Origin of the sequence: Synechococcus sp. W55.2 (genome assembly GCF_047461635.1) — a bacterium.
Classification (GTDB): Bacteria; Cyanobacteriota; Cyanobacteriia; order Thermostichales; family Thermostichaceae; genus Thermostichus.
In genome coordinates, this window is sequence record NZ_JANSHM010000016.1 from 20,521 (window position 1) to 41,254 (window position 20,734).

Annotated in this window: 16 protein-coding genes; 5 read left to right on the forward strand and 11 right to left on the reverse strand. The window is 60.1% G+C overall.

What is annotated here, in order from left to right; all coding sequences use genetic code 11:
* The first annotated feature begins 113 nt into the window (after positions 1–113).
* A complete protein-coding gene (locus NW828_RS05205; RefSeq protein ID WP_414357909.1) occupies positions 114–1,097 on the forward strand; it encodes an energy-coupling factor transporter transmembrane component T family protein in 984 nt (327 codons plus the stop codon).
* Between the two features lie 24 nt (positions 1,098–1,121).
* Here the strand turns inward: NW828_RS05205 and NW828_RS05210 are convergent, their stop codons facing one another.
* From NW828_RS05210 to NW828_RS05220, 3 genes are all read right to left on the reverse strand, one after another.
* Positions 1,122–4,064 (reverse strand): GAF domain-containing protein, encoded by a 2,943-nt coding sequence (locus tag NW828_RS05210; protein ID WP_414382152.1) that lies wholly within the window; start codon positions 4,062–4,064, stop codon positions 1,122–1,124.
* A gap of 356 nt (positions 4,065–4,420) precedes the next feature.
* On the reverse strand, positions 4,421–5,038 hold the full coding sequence (locus NW828_RS05215; RefSeq protein ID WP_414382154.1) for an NADPH-dependent FMN reductase: 618 nt from the start codon (positions 5,036–5,038) through the stop codon (positions 4,421–4,423).
* Between the two features lie 145 nt (positions 5,039–5,183).
* Positions 5,184–7,505, reverse strand: coding sequence for a fused MFS/spermidine synthase (locus NW828_RS05220; protein ID WP_414382156.1), 2,322 nt, complete (start codon positions 7,503–7,505; stop codon positions 5,184–5,186).
* A 268-nt stretch (positions 7,506–7,773) separates the two neighbouring features.
* On the opposite strand from NW828_RS05220, the gene NW828_RS05225 reads away from it, so the two are divergent.
* Entirely contained in the window at positions 7,774–8,712 is a 939-nt protein-coding gene (locus tag NW828_RS05225; RefSeq protein WP_414349693.1) for an alpha/beta fold hydrolase, read from the forward strand.
* Positions 8,713–8,779: 67 nt separating this feature from the next.
* Here the strand turns inward: NW828_RS05225 and NW828_RS05230 are convergent, their stop codons facing one another.
* Entirely contained in the window at positions 8,780–9,262 is a 483-nt protein-coding gene (locus NW828_RS05230) for a pyridoxamine 5'-phosphate oxidase family protein (RefSeq protein ID WP_414382159.1), read from the reverse strand.
* Positions 9,263–9,461: 199 nt separating this feature from the next.
* On the opposite strand from NW828_RS05230, the gene NW828_RS05235 reads away from it, so the two are divergent.
* The gene (locus tag NW828_RS05235; protein ID WP_414349692.1) at positions 9,462–9,683 is read left to right on the forward strand and encodes a high light inducible protein; all 222 of its coding nucleotides are present in this window, start codon (positions 9,462–9,464) and stop codon (positions 9,681–9,683) included.
* A gap of 579 nt (positions 9,684–10,262) precedes the next feature.
* On the opposite strand, the gene NW828_RS05240 is transcribed toward NW828_RS05235, so the two are convergent.
* From NW828_RS05240 to NW828_RS05250, 3 genes are all read right to left on the reverse strand, one after another.
* Positions 10,263–12,425, reverse strand: a complete 2,163-nt coding sequence (locus NW828_RS05240; RefSeq protein WP_414382162.1) for a CHASE2 domain-containing protein — start codon at positions 12,423–12,425, stop codon at positions 10,263–10,265.
* A gap of 106 nt (positions 12,426–12,531) precedes the next feature.
* Complete coding sequence (locus NW828_RS05245; protein ID WP_011433060.1) at positions 12,532–14,670, reverse strand: polyribonucleotide nucleotidyltransferase; 2,139 nt, start codon at positions 14,668–14,670, stop codon at positions 12,532–12,534.
* 59 nt (positions 14,671–14,729) lie between these two features.
* Complete coding sequence (locus tag NW828_RS05250) at positions 14,730–15,011, reverse strand: MoaD/ThiS family protein (protein WP_414382165.1); 282 nt, start codon at positions 15,009–15,011, stop codon at positions 14,730–14,732.
* 258 nt (positions 15,012–15,269) lie between these two features.
* Between NW828_RS05250 and NW828_RS05255 the strand changes: the two genes are divergently transcribed.
* Positions 15,270–16,202 carry an arylamine N-acetyltransferase family protein gene (locus NW828_RS05255; RefSeq protein WP_414382167.1) on the forward strand — a complete coding sequence of 311 codons (933 nt, stop codon included), beginning with the start codon at positions 15,270–15,272 and terminating at the stop codon, positions 16,200–16,202.
* Positions 16,203–16,273: 71 nt separating this feature from the next.
* Positions 16,274–17,914, forward strand: a complete 1,641-nt coding sequence (locus NW828_RS05260; RefSeq protein WP_414382170.1) for a 2-isopropylmalate synthase — start codon at positions 16,274–16,276, stop codon at positions 17,912–17,914.
* 130 nt (positions 17,915–18,044) lie between these two features.
* Here the strand turns inward: NW828_RS05260 and NW828_RS05265 are convergent, their stop codons facing one another.
* From NW828_RS05265 to NW828_RS05280, 4 genes are all read right to left on the reverse strand, one after another.
* Positions 18,045–19,073, reverse strand: a complete 1,029-nt coding sequence (locus NW828_RS05265; RefSeq protein ID WP_414382173.1) for an ABC transporter ATP-binding protein — start codon at positions 19,071–19,073, stop codon at positions 18,045–18,047.
* Positions 19,074–19,205: 132 nt separating this feature from the next.
* Positions 19,206–19,409, reverse strand: a complete 204-nt coding sequence (locus NW828_RS05270) for a phycobilisome linker polypeptide (protein ID WP_414373364.1) — start codon at positions 19,407–19,409, stop codon at positions 19,206–19,208.
* A gap of 166 nt (positions 19,410–19,575) precedes the next feature.
* Positions 19,576–20,061 carry an allophycocyanin subunit beta gene (gene apcB, locus NW828_RS05275; RefSeq protein ID WP_011433054.1) on the reverse strand — a complete coding sequence of 162 codons (486 nt, stop codon included), beginning with the start codon at positions 20,059–20,061 and terminating at the stop codon, positions 19,576–19,578.
* A 63-nt stretch (positions 20,062–20,124) separates the two neighbouring features.
* Entirely contained in the window at positions 20,125–20,610 is a 486-nt protein-coding gene (locus NW828_RS05280) for an allophycocyanin (protein WP_414382175.1), read from the reverse strand.
* Between the last annotated feature and the right edge of the window lie 124 nt (positions 20,611–20,734).

Genomic DNA, 20,734 nt, shown 5'->3' on the forward strand with positions numbered 1-20,734 from the left:
CTCCCTTGCTGCCAGCTGTTATTGCTCCGCAACGCTGCTGCGACCGCGCTACGGGGACGGAGTTCTCGGTCCCGCCCTTTTAAGGGGTATAGTCTGCTTCCTTCTCAACTGTTGTGGATATTCTGCGCAATGCCCCGCTGGGGATTTATCTGGAAGAGCCTCGCACCTGGCTACATTGCCTGGATCCGCGGGTTAAGCTGGCCTGGCTGCTCAGCTTTCTCCTCAGCCCCATTTTGGCCGGCAATGGTTGGCGCTTGGCCGTGGTGGTGGCTCTTCTGCTGCTAACTGTGGCGGCCCGTCTGCCGCGCCGGGTTTGGTCGGGCCAACTCTCCCTGGTGCTGGCCCTGAGCCTGCTCACCTTTGGGATCACCAGCTTGGCGCCGGATGGATTGGGGGTTTTTCCCCAACCGCAACGGCAGGATATGCAGGTGGTGGGCTATGGGCTGACCGGGATCCCCGCTGTTCCCGTTAGCGGTGCAGGGCACTTCGACTTGGCCGTAGAACAGGGATCCCCAGACCGTGCCTGGCGGGCGCAAACCCGTGCCTGGCAAACTCCTTATCGCTACCGCCTGGTTCAGTTTTCCCTATTGGGACGAACCTTTCAGGTCTCCCGCCGTTCTCTATCGGTGGCGCTGCGGCTGGGCACCCTCATTTTTACGTTGCTCTACGCCACCCATTTGTTTTTGTTGACCACGGCCCCCGAAGAAATTGCCGAGGGGATCGGCCAATGGTTGCAGCCTCTCAAGCGTTGGAGATGGCCGATTGCCGAAGTAATTCTCACCCTCACCTTGGCGCTGCGCTTTCTGCCTTTGGTGATGGAAGAGGTGCAAAACTTGGCGCGGGCGGTGCGAACTCGGGATGTGCGCTGGGGATCCCTGAGTTTCCGGGGCGGGATGCAAACCCTGCTGGCCTTGGTGGAGCGCTTTTTTGAAAACTTGCTCCTGCGTGCCGAACAGACGGCTATGGCAATGCAGGCCCGTGGGCTGACCGGCCCAGACCATCCCCTGCGCTGGCACCGCCTACAACTGCGGCGGCTGGATCGCGGCCTACTGGCTCTACTGCCCCTGTTTTGGCTGCTCAGAACCTTGTCCCCCTAAGGTGACCGGCAACACAGCTTTTTCCTACCCAGGGGGATGGGGCTCGTCGCTGCCCATCGGCAGGAGCAGCCGAGAGACACAACGCCCATCGGAAGAGAGGTAAAAGGAGAGCTGGCCCCCCATCCGCTGCACCACCCGTTGACACAGGCTGAGTTCCAGACCAGGACTTACCGATAGAGGCGACTTGAGCAGAGGATCCGCGTAGATCACCTGGTTCGGATCCAACTGAAGGGCGGCCATCAGGTGAGGGTCGAAGCTGCCCTGATCCACCACCAGCAGCTCTGCATAGCCAAAGGGCTCCGCATCGCTATCGCGAACGCTGGCTTGGCTCCACAGATCCAGCCGCCCCCCTTCCGGGCTGCGCAAAATAGCGGCTGTCAACACCTCCCAGAGCACCATCTCCAGTCGTTCGGGATCCCCCTGGATGGTAAGGCTCATGTCCCCATGGGCCCGCGGCCATAACTTGCGTTTTTGGGTCAGGGCCTCCACTCGGCGTAGGCTTTTGCGCACCAAGGTTGCCAAGGGCACCGACCGCGACTGCGGCTGCACCTGCCAAGTTTCCGACTGCAACAACGGCCTTGTGGAGACGGTCAGATCCCGCAGACCTCTGCCAATTTCCACTACTTTTTGCCAGCGGGTGGCTTCGTCTCCGGGGATCTCCGGCACCTGACCCAGGCGGTGCAGGCTGTCCAGAAGGGCATTCTGCATATCCAGCAGGCGGCGGTGCTTGTACCAGTTCAACTCCCTGAGCACCTCCTGCTGCTCTTGCAAAGTTTGCATCCAGAGCAAGCGCCGCAGCGTCCAGCCGCAGGTCTGGGCGATCAGCATCACAGCCGCCCGCTCGTCGGGATCCCAAACCTTGCCCGCTTCTGCCCCCAAGATCAAAACTCCCAAAGCTCCCGCCTGCGAGGAGTTTGTCTCCCCCAGCGCCACCAGCAGCCAGGATCCCAGGCCGGCAGCAAAGTGCTCCGCACCGCTGACGCGACTGAGCCAAGTGCGGCTGGCAGGGGGGATCTGCTCCTGGGTGAGCGGCAGAGGTTCTGCCGACTGCAGCGCGTAGGCCAGTAGGGGATCTTGCAGGTCGATCTCGGTGGAGCCGGTCCCTGTCCCGGCAGCGGTAGTAAAAGGCCCCTGGAGCTGAGCCCGGCTTTCCCCCGGCTGCCAACTGACCACCAGCGCCAGAGGGATCCCCAGCAATTGGGCCGTCTGTCGAGTGGTAGTGGTGTACAGATCTGACAAGGTGGCCGAGTTTTGCAAGGTTGAACAAGTGGCGATCAGGCCCTTGAGCAATTGCTCTTGTCGTTGCCGGCGTTGTTCTGACCGAATTTGCCGCAGGATCACCCCCACCTGTTGGGCGATCCCCCGCAGCAGTTGCCGCTCTTCCCGGCTCCAGGTCCGTAGCTGGGGATGCAACACCAAGAGCAGCCCTTCCACAGGTGTGGTGGCGGTACCGCCGACCCCGGTGTGGGTCAGCATCAAGGAACGAACCCCTGCCAGTTCCTGCCGCCAAGAGAGCAGGCGCAGATCTTGGTCGTAGTTTTCTGCCACGACCACCTCGCTGCGCATGAGATCCTGCCAGTCCTGGTCGCTCAGAGGGCTGAGCTGCTGTGGCAAAGTCTGCTTGCCTTCCCTGCGGTACTCGTAGAAGAGGCGGGGGATGGGGCTGTCGGGATCCACCGTCAACACGGCCACTGCACCGACTTTCAGGCGCTGGGCCAGGCCGACAACGGCTTGCTGGAGAGCCTGTTGCAGCTCCGCCGGGTTGTAAAGCGAGCGGCCCACCTGTTGCACAAACTCTTGGTCATCGGCCAACTGGCGAATGCGGCGATCCAGATTTTCTAGGGGGGCAGCCAAGGCCAACCCATTGGCGGCAGCGGCCACCAACTGTCGCTCAGCGGCTTGCCAGGTACGGGGCACATCGGATTGCACCCAGATAAACCCCAGCAGATCCTTCTCCAGCAAAATCGGGGCTGCCAAAACAGCCTGGGCTCGCAACTGCTGCATCAGCTTGGGGGGAACCTCAGAGCGAGTCGTCCCTGTGCCGCCCACCACCACCTGGCCATCGGCGAGGGTGTAGTACATGTCCCCCAATTCCCGCAGCGAAAGGCTGACCTCTCCTGTCGGCCCTGCTCCGACTTTAGCCCCTTTGGGAACAGGGGGCTGAGAGGACTCCGTCCCCCCGCTGTTGCCAACAGCTTTGGGGGCGCTTCCATGGGGAACGAACTGACCCTGGCTGCGCTCGTGCCAATACACCTGAATGTGGACAGCGCCCAGAAAAGACTGTAACTCCTGCCTCACCAGGCTGACCCGTTCCTGCAGGGATCCCACCTGGCGCATCGCCGTTCCCAACCTCAGGAGCGGATCCTCAAGGCGCTTTTCGGTCTGCTGTTGCCAAGCGTTTTCCAACTCTTGCAGAGAAGCTGCCAACTGCCCCAGCAAAATCCCCAGGAGAGCCTTTTCGTCCTCACGGGTGGTAACCCCCCACATTTGGGATCCCAGCATCAGGATCCCCAAACAGCGCCGCCGTCCTACTGCCGTTCGCGACAGCGGGCCGTAGGCCGAGAAGGGATAAATGAAACAGCCCTGGATCCCGCCCAGTCGCCTGGCCTCCCGCTGCCAAATGCCCATGCGCGGTTCCTGAGAGAGGTCGGGCAGGCTGATCGGTCGCTGCTCGATCACCACCTGCTCCAGGATCTCCCCCGGCTGTAGAGGATGCACCGCCCGCAGTAGGGTTTGATCCTCAAGAAGGGTCACTCCCCCCTGACCCACCAACTGGTGATTTGGATAGTCGTAAAAGGCCAGCCAGATCAGCGGCGCCCCAAACGCCGCCTTGACATACTCCAGCGTGAGCTGAACGAGGGTGTTGGCATCGCTCTGCTCCCGCATCTGCTGCAAGGTTGCTTGCAGGGCCACCAGGGGAGATATTGGCCCAGCTCTATCGGAATGAGGGGGAACAGACTGAACCATACCTGTGTGGAGCTATTCTGCGGGTTCCTCTGCAAGTCAATGCCCTCTCAGCCAGATCTCCGTCGGATCTGAGCCTTATTTGTTGCTGGGCAACGCTGAGGCAACAGGTGAGAAGAAGAGAGCCCGGACTTGTTGCTGTTTGGAACAACTTTGGCATACTCTCCGCCCCAAGGGGCAGGGATTCTCGACGTCGGGCGTTCGCCCCATCCTCGACGCAGTGAAAGATTTGGTTTTCATCTCTCACCCAGCCCCAGTGTAGTCTGTCTGCAGCCGTCCTTCATGGCTTCCTAACTTCCCTGGGGTTGGTCGCGGAACGCTTGGAGAGTGTCTCAATCTAGTTTGGAATGACTGTAATTTCAGGAAGGCTTCACCACTGGGATCCCTCGCAGCTTGTGAGTATGGGTCACCAAGCTCTGGACAAAGTGTTGAAAGCGCTGTTTTAGCTTCTCATCTTTGAGATTGCCTTGCTCGTCAAAAGCGCTCCAAGCCCGACCGATGGCGATTTGCTCTGGGATCACCCAGCCATGCACCCAACGCACAATCAAGCGCATCTGGTTCAGGGTATTGCTGTTGCTCTCGCCGCCCAAAACGCTGATTAACCCAAAGACCTTACCCTCCAGTTGCTCAAAACTCAACAGATCCAGTGCATTTTTCAGGCTGCCGCTGATGCCGCCGTGGTACTCCGGGCTGGCTAGGATGATCCCATCCGCCCGCTTCATGGTTGCTCGTAGGACTGCCACATCGGGATAATCCGCATAGGACTCCGAGCCATCCACAAAGGGCAACTTCATCTGCCGCAGATCGAGGATGTGCAGCGGGGTCCCCAACTTCTCAAACTCGCGCCGCGCCACCTCCAGCGCCTGGTACGTCAGGGAATTGGGCCGCAAGCTGCCCCCGATTGCCACGAAACGAGCCGCAGAGGTTTCAGCCATGGTGGTTTGAGGATTGCCAGTGAGGGCTTGTAGAGGAGACATGGGCCGGACTCCCGAGCAGACATCAGTTACGTTGCAAACAATCATAACTCATACCAACTTCGAGTTGTAAAGATTTCCTTAACTTTTCTGCTCCGCAACGCTAACACGTTTGCCGAAGGGTCGCGTAGCGATAGCAGCCGGATTCCTATCCAGAACTGGGGATCTGGATACCCTTTAGCAAAGGGATCCGGGGCCAACGGATCACCTGCAGCAGGTTGGAAAAATCATCCCGCCAGACGGGATCCCCGGCCTGGGGCAAAAGGGGCTGCCAGGGATCCAGTTCCTGCAGGACTCCAGAGTTTTGGGCCAAAGGGCTCCGCCCTGCTGAGGCGGTCGTCGAAGCGTCGCGCGGCGATAACAGCACCCAGTGGGAAGGGGCCAGCCCCGCCTGGCGTTGCTCAGGGGAGAGATCCCGGTGGTCTTGGTGCCAAGCGTGAAGCTGCAGGGATCCGGCCAGGCCAGCCAACAGCGGGGCCAGGTCGAGGTGGCGGTTGGTGATGTTGAAGAGCAGCCAGCCGTGGGGCTTGAGCTTGCTGAGGTAGAGGGCCAAAGCCTCTTGCGTGAGCAAATGCACCGGCACTGCGTCAGAGCTGAAGGCGTCCATCACCATCAGGTCATAGCTGCCCTCTGGGATCCCCTTGAGGCTGAGCCGGGCATCACCGAGGATGACCTGCACCCGCGCCCGCGTCTGGGCCCACCGGAGATAGGAAAAATAGCGCCCCGCCCAATCGGCCACGGTGGGATCCAACTCGAAAAACGTCCACTCATCCCCTGGCTCGGCATAGGCGGCCAACGTGCCGATCCCCAGCCCCAATACGGCAATGGCGGGCATGGGAGCCACAGCCTGGGCTCTAAACGCCGCAAACACCTGCCCAACGGGCCCAGGCCGAGCGAAATAGGTCAGCGGCTCCAGCGCTTTTTCCGGGTCCAAGTTTTGGCTGCCGTGTAGGGTGGTGCCGTGCAGAAGGCCACGAAAGGATCCCTGCTCAGTCCGGTACTCCACGATCCGGTTGAGGCCGAAGGCGCTGCGCTCGCTGTGGATCACCTGCAGTCCCGGCTGCAGCCAGGGTTGCCCCAGCAGCACAACCAACCCCGCCATTGCTCCCACCCAACCGACCTTGGCCTGCCAGCCAGGGGCTCCGCTCTGCTGCTGTGAACGGCTCTCCCCTGACACCAACAGCGCCAGCACCGCCCAGCCCAACGCCAAACCCACCCCAGCGCCCACCTGCAGCAACGCCTGCGGTCGAAAGTGCAACAGCAGCAAGGGCAGGAGCAGCCCCAGCCCCAGCCAAAGGCCCACCCGCCCCCCCTGAGCCCCCAGCACTGCCAGCGACATCCCCAGCAACAGGGGATATTCCAGCACTGTCTCAAACACCTGCGGTGCCAAGAGGGCAGAGAACATTCCCCCTAAGCTCCCCCCCAAAGCCAGCCACAGGTAAAACTGCGTCAACTGCTCCACCGGCGGGCGACGGCAAGCCAACCGGCTGTGGCAGCCCCAGCTCACCAGCCCAAAGGTGGTCAGATGCAGCGGCAAAAGCAAAAAAACCGGCCTCACCCAGCCCAAGACCTGTGTCCCCACCGCCCCGCAGGCCAGAAGAGCTGTCGTTCCCAAAATCCCCTTATTGGGGTGGATCCCCCCGAAAGCCAGCATGAATGTCAGCAGATAGATCCCCAGGGGGATGGCCCACAACAGGGACACCGCCGCCACGTCGGTGGTCAACAGAGTGGTGACCGCCACCAACAGGCCCGCCGGCAAAAAAGCCAGCCCCGCCCAGCGCCAACGCTCTCGCCAGGAAACAGCCCAATTCCCCAGAGCAGCGCTGGATCCCTGGGAATCCGCCCCACGTTCTTGTGGCTCGGCAACGCCGTTGCAACTGAGCAGCAGACCCACCCCGCTCAGCAGCACCAGGGCTGCCACCAGCGCGTAGGATCCCGTCCACAAGAGAGTTTGCCAAGCCAAAGACAGACGAGGCTCCAACACCAGCGGGTACCCCAGCAGCCCGCCCAAGCTGCCGGCATTGCTGGCCACATAGAGAAAATAGGGATCCAAAGCCTCCCGTTGCCCCGCGACCCCTCTTGCCGCCAACCCCCGTTGCAGCAACGGCGTCGTCGCCGACAGGAGAAACAGCGGCACCCCAGCTCCCAAAGTCAAGTTTGCCAACAGAGCGAGAGGGGGCCACCATCCTTCCGGTTGGCCGGGGATCCCCAGCTGAAAGGGCAGAAGCCTCAGCCCGACCAGCAGCAAGATCCCGTGGATCAGCACCCCCATCCTGGGATTGAGCCCGCGCCCCAGCCGGTCTGCCCACAGGTAGCCCAGCAGCAGGGTGGCCTGAAAAAAGGCCAGGCAGGTATTCCACACCAGGGGGGATCCCCCCCACAGCGGCAGCAGCAACTTGCCCACCAACAACTGTCCCCAGAAGAGGCAAAAAGCGCTACCAAACAAGCTGAGGCCAACTAGCCAAACCAAAGCCGACCTACCGCAAAACCCTCAACTGCCAGTATTCCCCACTTTCTCCCGGAAGCTTGAGATGGGATGTTGTAGCCGCTTGGTGGTGCCCCTTGGGATCACCCAACTCAGAGGAAGGCCGATCCTTGTTCCTCGATTCAAGTGCGCCAACGGGTGGAAGGGGGCCACCCTCCGCCAGTACTCTCAGTTGCCCCGATCACAAGGACTTTGTCCCGCTGTCGCGAACGGTTAGGATCGCAACGCTGACTCAAACCTACACTGCACCCCCATGTTGCCATGCAGCGCCAACGCGAACACAGAGCATCGCTGGCTCTGGCGTGACCAGCCCATTCGCTACCAACAGTCGGGATCCACAGGCCCAGCCGTGTTGCTCATCCATGGCTTTGGGGCCAGCAGCGACCATTGGCGGAAAAATTTGCCGGAGCTGGGGCAGCACTGTCAGGTGTATGCGGTCGATTTGTTGGGGTTTGGGGGATCCGCCAAGCCCCTGCCGGGATCCCCTTTGCCCTACACCTTTGAGACCTGGGGATCCCTGGTGGCCGATTTTGTGCGGGAGGTGATGGGCCAGCCGGCCTACCTGGTGGGCAACTCGATTGGGGGCATCGTGGCTTTGCAGGCGGCGGTTCTGGATCCAGCCCAGGTTTTAGGGGTAGCGATGTTGGATCCCTCGCTGCGGCTATTGCACGAGCGGAAACGGGGCCAGGTCTCCTGGCTGCGCCGCCAGTTTACCCCTTTGCTGCAATCCCTGCTGGGGTGGCCCCCCTTTGGTCGTTTCTTCTTTGCTCAGGTGGCCCAGGCTAGGGCCATTCGCAATATCCTCCTCCAAGCCTACGGGCGCAAAGAAGCGGTTACCGAGGAGCTGATCCAGCTTTTGCTCAAACCCGCTTTGGAGCCGGGGGCGGCAGAGGTCTTTTTGGCCTTTGTGCGCTACTCTCAGGGGCCTTTGGCTGAAGATCTCTTGCCTCAGCTCACCTGTCCCGTCTTGATCTTGTGGGGGGAAGCGGATCCCTGGGAACCCATTGCTCTGGGGCGGGCCCTGGCAGAGTTTCCTTGCGTGGTGGGGTTCATCCCGTTGCCGGGGGTTGGCCATTGCCCCCAGGATGAAGCCCCCGAGCTGGTCAACCCGCTGCTGTTGGACTGGATCCGGGATCCCACCCGAAAACCTGAGAAAGGACTCCATTCTCTCCCCCCAGAAGAGGGGAGCTAAGAAGCGGCGCAGCAAGAGCTTCCCTGGGCTCAAGGATGGCGCGGGCTGCCCTTGGAATTCTCATAATCTACGCCCGACCAAGGTGCTCCAGTTGATCCAGGTTGGGGCCGCTCAGCCGGAATGCCTGGCCAAACCCCTGGATGAAGCTACCAGTTTTGGGGATGATCTGACAGAAGTGAAAATCCGCCAAACTTAGGATCATCTCGGCAATCTCGTACTTGGCGCGGTAGAGGGCTTCAAACCCCTGCGCCTGCGCCTCCTCGCGACTGAGAAACTGGGCTTCTCCGCTCACCATCACCCGCGGCAGGGCGTGGTTACTGCGGGGATCCCCTGGCGTAGGCGGCTCGTGGATGAGTAGCGCGGCCCGGGGATCCGCCCGCAAAGCCTGGGTGTGGGCAGAAAGATCGCTGATGACAATGGCAAAGCGCAAGGGATCCCGCTGCACCACAAAAGGCACCAACGACACCGCCGGGGATCCCTGCTCCAGCACCGCCAAGCTGGCCACCGGCTGGCCATCCAGCAGCATATTTAACTGTTCCAGCACCGACATGGTTGTCCTCCAGTCCCCTTGCTATTATCAGCTCCCCTGTACTGGGACAAGAGCCACAACCCTGCTTACAGGCTGTTCCTGGCCTGGTTGAACTCTGCCCGGCAGCTCGGAACATTGGGCGTCAACAACGTTGTAAATAAAACTTTACAATCCTATGCAAAGCGAGCTACGCTGGTGAAGAAAGCACAAGGAGAACCCTATGACCCGATATCGCTCCGTTGTCGTCGAAGAAGGTGGTCGGCTGAACAACTACGCCATCGAGCCGGAAATGTATGTGGACAGCACCCCCCGCGTGGGCTTCACCGAATATGCAGAGCGCTTGAACGGGCGTTTGGCAATGATCGGCTTTGTTGCCCTGATCCTGTTTGAAGCTCTGTCCGGTACCACCCTGCTCGGCTGGCTGCAATCCCTGGGCCGATAAGCCAAAGAACGCTTCCTAGGAAGAGGGCTGTCTCTAATCGCCGATTGACTGTTCGCGATAGTGGAACGGAGTCCTCACTTTGCTGCACAGTTCTCTACAACCTGATGTGCAAACGCTAGGCAGTTGTGCGAGTGTGCAGAGAGCGGGTGGTTAGGTTTATGTTTCTAGACCCCAGCTACCGTTTGAAATGTACCCCAAGCTCTGGGGGAAGTGACATACTCCCATCACTGACCCTACGGGTACAGTGTGGGCTTCTCGCTTCATTGGGGAGCCTACGCAAGAACCCTCTGCGAGCAGACACGGGATGTCCCACCGCGTAGCTGCACCAGATTCCGGCAAAAGCCGTTTTGTGCAACTACTCTCACCATACACCATGTGGGGGTATCTGTATCCCGACACTGACGCTACGGGTACAGTGCGGGGCTTAGCTACCCCCACACCCCGACAAGCTAACGCCTGTGGAGACTCCTCTGGCGGGGTGGTAGGTCTAAAACCTACCGCTAGTCAAGGGTTGCTGAAGCAGGAAGAAAGCAACAGCGCTGAGCAAAAATCTGTTCTGTTCAGTGCTGTGTAGGTCTTTCAGAGCGGCATCTCCCAGTGCAGCTCGACATGGGTATGGCCTTCTGGGGTGCGGGTGCGATGCCAGGATCCCTTGGGTAGATAGCGGGCGATGGTGTTCATGGCCTTGCTGCCGTAGCCGCCGCTGAGGCCGGGAGCGTACTCGATACCATCGTTGACCACGGAAAGGCAGCAGTGGCGCTCCGTTTGGGCCAGCGACACTCTGACAAAGGAAGCATTGCCTTTGGGGGGTTGCACGTGGGCGATGACATTGCCGATGGCCTCTCGCAAGAAGCGCAAGATGTCTTCTCGCTGATCAAACCACTCACCGGTGTTGGGCTCCTGCAGCGGTTGCAGTTGCCGCTCTACAGATAGCGTTAGGCTGCCCGCTTGGATCAGCTCGTCCAGATAGATCTCGATGCCGCGATGCAACCCCTCTCGCAAGCTGGGGGAGATGCGCAGCTTGGCGGCTAGGGTGCGCACATCGTTGAGCTGATTCCGGATCCCGCGTCCGATCCTCTCCAGTTGCTCGAGCAGGTGGTCGTAGACGGTGGGATCGGGAGCTTTTCCCTGGTGCTGCTGCCATTGCAAGCTCTCCAAGTTGTCCATCACCACCTTCAGCTCCTGCAGCTCGCGATCGTGAATGTCGGTGGCTACTCGGTAGAGCAGCTTGCGAGCCTGGTCAATGGCAGCCTCCTGTTCGGCTCGGCGCAGGCGCTCCAGTTCCTGTTGCTGGGCCAAGAGCCGTTCTTGATTCTCCACAATGACCAAAGTGAGCAGCAGGCTTACCCCCGTTAGCCCACTGGCCAAGGCTGGCAAGACGAGAGGCCAAACCCAACGCCACAGCAGAAACTGGGCCACAGCCAACCCTTCGTAAACGGCAAGCCCCACCACAGGCCGCAGGAGAAACTGCTGTTGCTTCCAGCCCCAAGGGCTCAAAAGTGCTCCGCACCGCTGACGCGAACGTAGGGGGGGACGATAAAGCACCAAAAGCAGTCCCGTTCCCACTCCCAGCAGCAAGACCACCGCAACCGCCACCCCCCCCGGCACGGATTGGTAGACCTCTCCGGTGAGCAGGCTGGAGAGGATTTGCGCCTGCAACTCCACCGCCGCAATCTGGGATCCATCCGCAGTCCGCACCGGGAAGGTTTCGGGGTAGCCGCCCACAAAACCCACCAGGACAATTTTGTCCCGCAATTGGTCGGCAACTTCGGGATCGAGGGGAGGGATCCCTTCTTGGCCGCGGCAGGCTTGGCTGGGGTTGATCATCGGGGCAACAGACCCGGATCCTGCCTGGAGAACAGCTGGAGGGCAAACCCGTTCGATGGGGATGATGGGGATCCCGTGCTGGGATCCGAGGGGGTTGAATTGGATCGGCTGCAACCCCCGCTCGCGAAACCAGCGGCTGGCCCGCTCCGGGTCGTATTTGGCAAAAGCCAGAGCCTCGACCGAGGCGAACATCTGCTCCTCTTGGCTGTCGCGGCGCAGGTAGAGCCCCCGCAGCTGGGCCTGGCGCAGGATCCCGGCACTGTCTACCCGATGTTGCACCACCCCCTGCACATGTTCTGGCGGCACCAAGTACTCCAGCCGCAGGGAAGAAAAGGGCAGGAAATGGTTGTAGATGTTAATCTCGGAGCGGCCAAAGCTCTCGCTGCTGCGGGTGGCCAAGACCAAGCGATCTGGGTAGCGCTGTACCACCTGACGTAGAGGGGCATCTAAGTTCTCGTTGCCCAGGTTTTGCGGCACCACAAAGCTGCTGGGCAGGTTCAGCACCACCACCCTGGCCTTGGCTTCTTCCAATAGACGCAAGGTCAGGCCGGCGTAGTTGGCCCGTTCCAGAAGGAAGTCAACTTGATGTTGGCCAAGGTGCTCCGCACCACTGATGCGTTCACGAAAGTGTTGCAGAGCGACATCATTGCTTTCCCCCTGGCTGCTGATATGACCGTCAATGCCAACGATCACCACCTCTGGAGAAGGCTGCTGGGGACCACGCCAAGCGTACAGCCACTCCTGGGCGTCGCTCTCCATCCGCACCAACAAAGGATGCTGAGCAGAAAGGTTGAGCAGAGCAGCCCAACCCAAGCCCCAAGCCAAGGCCCAGCCCAGCCGTCGCCGGGAGGGGGATGGTCGAGCCGGAGAAGTAGGGCTTTGGCCAGCGAGCAAGTGGGGGATAGAATCCGGCATACTGCAAAGTGCTCCGCAACCCCGACGCGAACGGCACTGCAGACGCGGAGCTAGTTGCCATTCTGGCAGCTGCCGAGGCCCCCGTTGCTGGGGGAAAACCGCAGCCTCAGTGGTGATGGTTGCGCACCCGCGCTGCTTCCTCAGGGCTAATGCCGAGGCGAGTGAGGTTGATGCGGCCTTTGTGATCGATGCTGCGCACCTTGACCACCACCTCATCTTCCACAGCCACCTCGTCTTCCACCCTGCCGACGCGGTACTCCGCCAGTTGCGAAATGTGGATCATGCCCTCTTTGCCGGGCAAAAACTCCACAAAAGCGCCGATGGGGATGATGCGGGTCACCTTGCCCAAATACACTTGCCCCTCTTCCACCCGCCGCACCAGATTTTCGATCATCGCCCGCGCCGCCTCCGCCTGGCCGCCCACCGAGGAAGACACGGTGATTGTGCCGTCGTCGCTGATGTCCACCTTGGCCCCTGTCGCTTCGGTGATGCCGCGCACGGTCTTGCCACCGGGGCCGATGATCTTGCCGATATCCTCGGGATCCACCTTGAACGTGAGCAGACGGGGAGCCGTTTTGGCCAACTGGGGTCGAGGCGCAGCAATCGTCTCCAGCATCTTGTCGAGGATGAACTCGCGTCCGGCCTTGGCTTGCCGAATGGCCTGCTCCACCACGTCAACGGTGATGCCGGTGATTTTCATGTCCATTTGCAAAGCAGTGATCCCCGCCCGCGTACCGGCCACCTTGAAGTCCATGTCGCCCAGAAAGTCCTCGATCCCCTGGATGTCGGTGAGGATGCGCACCTCGTCCCCCTCCTTGATAAGACCCATGGCCACCCCGCTGACCGGCGCTTTGATCGGCACCCCGGCATCCATCAGAGAAAGAGTGGAGCCACAGACGGATCCCATCGAGGTGGAACCATTGGAGGAGAGCACTTCCGACACCACCCTCACCACGTAGGGAAACTCCTCTTCCTTGGGCAGCACCGGCACCAAGGCCCGCTCCGCCAGCGCCCCATGACCAATCTCCCGCCGCCCCGGGGAGCGTGAAGGCCGCGTTTCTCCCACTGAAAAGCCCGGAAAATTGTAGTGGTGCATGTAGCGCTTCTCATCCACCGGGTGCAAGTCGTCCAGCTCCTGGGCATCGCCGGGGGTGCCGAGGGTGGTAATGGAAAGGACTTGGGTGAGGCCGCGATTGAACAGGGCACTGCCGTGCACCCTTGGGATCAAACCCACCCGGCAAGAGACCGGTCGCACCTCGTCCAGCTTGCGTCCATCCACCCGCACCCCCTCTTGCAGGATTTGCTGGCGCATCAGCTTCTTGAGCAGAGCCTTGAACTGGTTGTCCAACTCTTTGGGGTTTTCCAGAAGATAGAGCCGCAAGGGATCCCCCTCTGGCCGTTCCTGGATTTGGGCCTCCAGCTTGGCCTTGAGCTCCTCCAGTTGCTGTTCCCGGCTGGTCTTGTCCAAAAACTGCCTGAGAATGGAGCGAATGCCCTCCTGAGCCTGCTCTTCTACAAAGGCAATCAGCTCCTCGTTTTTGGGGGGAGGGGGCAGCTCTACCGGGGTGATGTTGAGATCCGCCAGGACTTGCTGTTGGGCTTTGAGCAGCTCCTGGATGGCCTCAAAACCAAACTCGATGGCCTCCACCACATCCTTTTCCGGCAGTTGGTTGGCCCCGGCTTCCACCATGATCACGCCATCGGCACAGCCGGCCACCACCAAATCCAGATCGCCCGCCTCAATTTCGGCATAGGTGGGGTTGAGGATAAATTCATCCTTGACCAAGCCCACCCGCACCGCCGCCACCGGGCCGTTGAAGGGGATGCGAGCACCGTGAATGGCCAACGAGGCTCCCAAAATACACAACACATCGGGCGGCACCGTATCATCTACAGAGAGGGTGGTGGCCACCACCTGCACATCATCCCGCAGCCATTCCGGGAACAACGGACGAATGGGTCGGTCTATTAAGCGAGAGATCAAAGTGGCCCGTTCCGGTGGCCGGCCTTCTCGCCGCAGATATCCCCCTGGGATCCGCCCCGCTGCGTAGAGGCGCTCTTCGTAATCGACCAACAAGGGCATAAAATCAACGCCAGGCCGGCCTGGCTGCCGTGTGGCGGTAACCAAAATCGAGGTTTCGCCCGAAGTCAGCCAAACCCCACACCCTGCCTGGGGGGCCATCAGCCCAATATTGATGTCAATTTCCCGCCCATAAAAGGAAATCGACCGAGTGTATTCTGCCATGTAACGCTTCGCCTTCTTTTTTTCTTGCCGCTATCGTAGCATTCTCCTTTTGCTCCTTTTCAGCCCCCGCTGACCGGAGGGATCAGAACGACTTCGTCTCCCGCCGATAGGGGAGTGTCGGCAGCTACAAAATTGAGGTTGAGACCGAAGCGCGTTTGGGAGCGCCAAGGAGCCAAGCTGGGGTAGCGCTGGATCAGTTGATCGCACAGCTGCCCGACGGTGGTACCAGGGCTCACCTGCAGGCGCATCTCGGTTTGTCCGATCACTTCTTGATAGATGGCAAAGAGCTTCAGCGTGATGGGAAAAAGCTCATCGGGGGCTGGATTTTGAGCAGCAACCATCGACAGTGCTCCCACCTGCTTTGAACGATCTTGTGGACAATCTTGGGCAATCTTTGGCCGGTTTGTCCACCAGAATCCTCTGCCCATATCCTGGCCATCAGGGATCCCCACAACCCCAGAAAAATCGGCTCCGGGGAAAAGATGCCGTCTTTCAGATTCCAGTGAACTGTTCTTCTGGCTCTGGCCGGGGATTCGTGGCAAGGCTAGGGTAGGTCAAAAGCTTGCTTTGCAGTTTGCAGCCAACCGGCTTCTGTGCTGATGCTAGAGCCACTGACCCCCTCCCAAATCAGGGCCTACTTGGATCGGATTGGCTACGTTGGCCCCACCCAGCCCACCCTGCAAACCCTCCGCCAGATCCACCTAGCCCACCTGCTGAGGGTGCCGTTTGAAAATCTGGACATTCATCGGGGTCGCGCCATTTGCCTGGAGCGGGATTTCTTGTTCCAAAAAATCGTCCGAGAGCGGCGGGGTGGGTTTTGCTTCGAGCTGAACAGCCTGCTGGCCGCTGCCTTGCAGGGAATGGGGTTTTCGGTACACCTACTCTCAGGACAGGTGAGCCGCGCCGTTCGCGCTACTCCGACGGAGTCCGATGTCCGCTTTGGACCTGAGTGCGACCACTTGGCTGTGCAGGTGAACATCGGCGATGAAGCCTGGCTGGCAGATGTGGGGTATGGGGAGGCTTTTCGCGAGCCGTTGCGGCTGGGGGATCCTGGGGTTCAGGCCCAGGCTGAAGGACGCTACCGCCTCACCCCTTGGCCAGGGGATCCCACCGCTCGTCGGTATTGGCTCGTTCAGCAGGAACAGCCGGATCACACCTGGAAAACTCTATTTCTTCTGGATCGGATCCCACGCTCCCTGCAGGAGTTCGAGCCCATGTGCCACTTTCACCAAACTTCGCCAGAATCGATGTTTACCCGGCTGCGCCTTTGCACCCTAGCCACTCCGACCGGACGGGTCACCCTCACCGCCCGCGCCAATGGCTCTTTTAAGTGGATCGAGACCACCCCAGAAGGCCGCTGGGAACGCCCTCTCAGGGATGAGAAAGAGTATGAACAACTGCTCGCCTGCGCCTTCGGGATCTGCCTTCCCCCATCTCCTGCCGCCGCTGGGGATCCCAGGGGAAAGGTTGCAAGACCCAAGCCCAATGACGTCTCAACAGAGCCCACCCAAATCTTCCCCAAACAAGGCTAGAACCCCTGCCAGTTAATGTCCCAGTTAATGTCAGAATAATGAGGTAGTGTTTCGTTATCCCAGTAACCGTTATGGATGCTGCCGCGGTCGCCGGGTTTGATGGCCAAGCTTTGGATCATGTACTCATTTTCGACACCACCCTGCGAGACGGGGAGCAGTGCCCCGGCGCCACCCTCAACACCGAAGAGAAGCTGGCCATTGCCCGGCAGTTGGCCCGGCTGGGCGTCGATATCATCGAAGCGGGGTTTGCCTATGCCAGCCCTGGTGACTTTGAGGCCGTGCAGAAAGTGGCCGAGCAGGTGGGAACGCCCGATGGCCCCGTGATTTGCAGCCTGGCCCGTGCCCTCAAGCCGGACATTGAGGCAGCCGCTGCAGCCCTAAAGCCCGCTGCCAAGCCCCGCATCCACACCTTCATCTCCACCTCCGACATTCACCTGAAGTATCAGTTGCGCAAAACCCGCGCTGAGGTGCTGCAAATTGCCGAAGAGATGGTGGCCTACGCCAAGTCCTTCGTGGACGATGTGGAGTTCTCCATGATGGACGCCACCCGCTCTGACCCAGAGTTCCTATACCAGGTCATCGAGGCGGCCATTCGGGCGGGGGCCAAAACCATCAACATCCCCGATACCGTCGGCTACGTCATGCCGGAGGAGTTCGGCCAACTGATCAAGGGCATCCGCGAGAACGTGCCCAACATCAAGCAAGCGATCCTTTCTGTGCACGGCCACGACGATCTGGGCGTCTCGGTGGCCAACTTCTTGGAAGCGATTAAGCAGGGCGCCCGTCAGGTGGAAGTGACGGTCAACGGCATTGGTGAGCGGGCCGGCAACACAGCCCTGGAAGAGTTGGTGATGGCCCTGCACGTGCGGCGCAGCTACTTCAACCCCTACTTCGGCCTGCCGGTGGACTCCGAGAAGCCCCTCACCCACATCAAAACTCAGGAGATCTATCGCACCTCGCGCCTCGTCTCCAACCTCACTGGCATGTTGGTGCAGCCCAACAAGGCTATCGTCGGCTCCAACGCCTTTGCCCACGAATCTGGCATCCACCAGGACGGCATGTTGAAGAACCGCCAGACCTATGAGATCATGGATGCCCAGACCATCGGCCTGCAATCGAGCACCTTGGTGTTGGGCAAGCACTCGGGCCGCAACGCCTTTCGCACCCGCCTCAAAGAACTGGGGTTCGAGCTGTCGGAGCAGGATCTGAACAAGGCCTTCTTGCGCTTCAAAGAGCTGGCTGACAAGAAAAAAGAAATCTCCGACCTGGATCTGGAAGCGATTGTTAACGACGAAACTCGCCCGGTGCCGGAGCTCTATCGCCTGGAGCATGTGCAAGTGGTGTGTGGCAATCGAGAGACTCCCACTGCCACGGTGCGCCTGGTAACCCCGGAAGGGGAAGAGCGGGTGGACGCTGCCGTGGGCACAGGCCCGGTGGATGCGGTGTACAAGGCCATCAACCGCATTGTCAATATCCCCAACAAGTTAATCGAGTTTTCTGTCCAATCGGTTACTGCCGGCATCGACGCCATTGGGGAAGTCACCATCCGCCTGCGCCACGAAGACCGCATCTTTTCCGGCCATGCCGCCAACACCGACATCATCGTCGCTTCGGCCCAAGCCTACATGAATGCCCTCAACAAGCTCTACTCTGCGCTGCACGCGGCACGCTCGACGGCTGACCAGCGCGAGGCTGCTGCCCAGAAGATCTGAGGGAAGGGTTAGGGAATCCCAGTCGTTTCCAACAAAGCTGGGATCCTTCGCTGCTGACCCTCACCCCCAGCCCCTCTCCTCTTGGGGAAGAAGGGAGCCCACGCTCAACCTAACCCTGTTGCAAATGACCCTATGGGCTGGCCGAAGGGATCCCATCCGCAAACACCCGCCCGATCACTTCCTCGATGGGCGGGTCGGTTACCGTTAGATCCAGCACCTCCAGCTCTGCCAAGAGCTTGGCAACCGTTTGGGTGAGCTGCTCCCGCTGCACCCACAGCCGCGCCTCACAGCTGCCCGGATCCCCGTCCGTGCGCACCTCTCCATAGAGCTGCAGTTGGGCCACAGGGCAAGGGCGAGCCAATTTCAACCTCACCTCTCGGTAGGGGGCAAAGCGCTCCAGCAATGCCTCGAGGTCGCCATCGTACATGAGCTGCCCCGCGTTGATGACCAGCACCCGTTGGCACAGCGCAGTAATATCGGCCATGTAATGGCTGGTCAACAGCACCGTTGCTCCATAGCGGCGGTTGTAATCCCGCAGAAATTGCCGCACGCCGGCCTGGGCGTTGACATCCAACCCCAAGGTGGGCTCGTCCAAAAACAAGATCTGCGGGCGGTGCAACAGAGCCGCCAACAGCTCCGCCTTCATCCGCTCCCCCAGCGAGAGCTTGCGCACCGGTTGCTTCAGCTTGCTTTCTAGGTCGAGCAGCTCTGCCAGCTCCCCCACCCGCTCCCGAAACTCCTTCTCAGGGATCTCGTAAACGGCAGCGTTGATGCGCAGAGAGTCCATTGCCGGCAGATCCCAAATGAGCTGCTGCTTCTGCCCCATCACCAGGGTGATCTGCCGCAAAAACGCCGGTTCCCGGCGGTAAGGCACATGACCCACCACTTGCACCGTGCCGCCGGACGGATAGATCAAACCAGTCAACATCTTGAGGGTAGTGGTCTTGCCCGCCCCGTTGGGCCCCAAAAATCCCACCATCTCCCCCGGCTGAACTTGAAAGCTCACGGACTGCACTGCCGGGATGTGGCGATAGGTGCGGCGAAAAAAGTGGCGCAGGGTGCCAACCACTCCGGGATCCTTGACGGCCACCGGGTAAACCTTGCTCAGGTTGTGGGCAGCGATGATTGGCTCCAACCGGGTCGGCACATCAGGCAACATCTACCCCCACCCCTACAAAACGGCCAGATCCGCTACCCCAACCCCAAGAACAGAGCTTCCAGAGCTGGGCATACCGGATCTGGAGAGGGCTATTCTCAGTATCTGAGGGAAAGGAACGACTGGATAGGGGAACTACAACAGTCCTACATCCATCCCAGGCTTACCCGTGGCCAGCTCCACCTTCAGGATGCGGCCACCCGATTTCTGGATGCGCTGCTGCTCCCGAAACCAGTTGTCGTAGGGCACCAGCTTGGTGAAGTAGGTATTTTGCAGCTCCCGCTGAGTGCGAATCCGGGTTTGGCTGGGCACACAGGCCGTGATCTTAAACATGCGCATGATATGGGATCCCCGCTCAACAACAAAATGGGCTATCTTGACCAGCAAAACAGGCGACTCACCCCAGAAAGCTCGCGTACTTCAGCTAGCACACCAGATCCCTGTGGCAAATCGCCCGCCGTGCTCGTTGAAGAATGCACCTCCCCTGAGGCAATGACGCCGGGAGTTAGCTCAGGCCAGAGCAGATGTAATCGAAGTACACCCCCATTTCCTTGCCGGCCTCAGCACCCACCAGAGCGGCAGTTACCTCTTTCATGGCTTGGATGGCCTGGATGGTTGCCCCAATGGGCACTCCCAGGGAATTGTAGGTCTCCTTGAGCCCGTTCAGCACCCGCTCGTCCAGAATGGAGGGATCCCCGGCCAGCATGGCGTAGGTGGCGTAGCGCAGGTAGTAGTCCATGTCGCGGATGCAGGCAGCATAGCGACGGGTGGTGTACATGTTGCCGCCAGGACGGGTGAGATCAGAGTACAGCAACGCCTTGGCAGCAGCATCCTTGACGATGGTGGAGGCATTGGCCGCGATGGTGGCAGCCGCCCGCACCCGCAGCTCGCCTGTGGCGAAGAAGGCTTTCAACTTCTCCATGGCCGAGCTGTCCAGATACTTGCCTTGAACATCGTAGCTGTTGATTACAGCAGTAATTGCGTCTTGCATGATGAGCTTCCTAAATCCAAATCGACGAACAGCAAAGGGTTGTGCGGCAAAAACAATGAGGGATTAGCTCATTGCCCCCACCACAAAGTCGAAGTAGTAGCCGGCTTCAGCCGCATCGTCAGGAGAGAGCAGACCCATGGCCACCTGCTTCATTTGACGAATGCTCTCGGCCACCGCCGGAATGGGTGTGCCCAAAGAGTTGTACATCTCGCGAACACCCACCAGGCCGATCTCTTCGATTGGGGTGACATCGCCGGCAATGACACCATAGGTGATCAGGCGCAGGTAGTAGTCCATATCCCGCAGGCAAGTCGCCGTCATCTCTTCCCCGTAGGCATTGCCCCCCGGAGAGACAATGTCAGGGCGCTTCTGGAAGAGCTGGTCGGCAGCTTGTTTGACGATGCGCTCACGAGACTCGGTTAAGACTTGAGCAATGCGCAACCGCTTCTCGCCCGAGGTGACAAAGGACTTGATCCGATCCAGTTCCCCCGGGCTGAGGTAGCGGGCCTCCGCGTCCGCGTTCACAATCGATTTCGTAACAACACTCATGGATATCCATCCTCAAGTCGATTTTTTAAAGAGTATGACGAGCATACCCGCAAGTTATTTTCCGATATGCTTGCCGTCTGCCATCTCAGATCTTCACACTTCTTAAAATCTCTCCCAGAAAAGG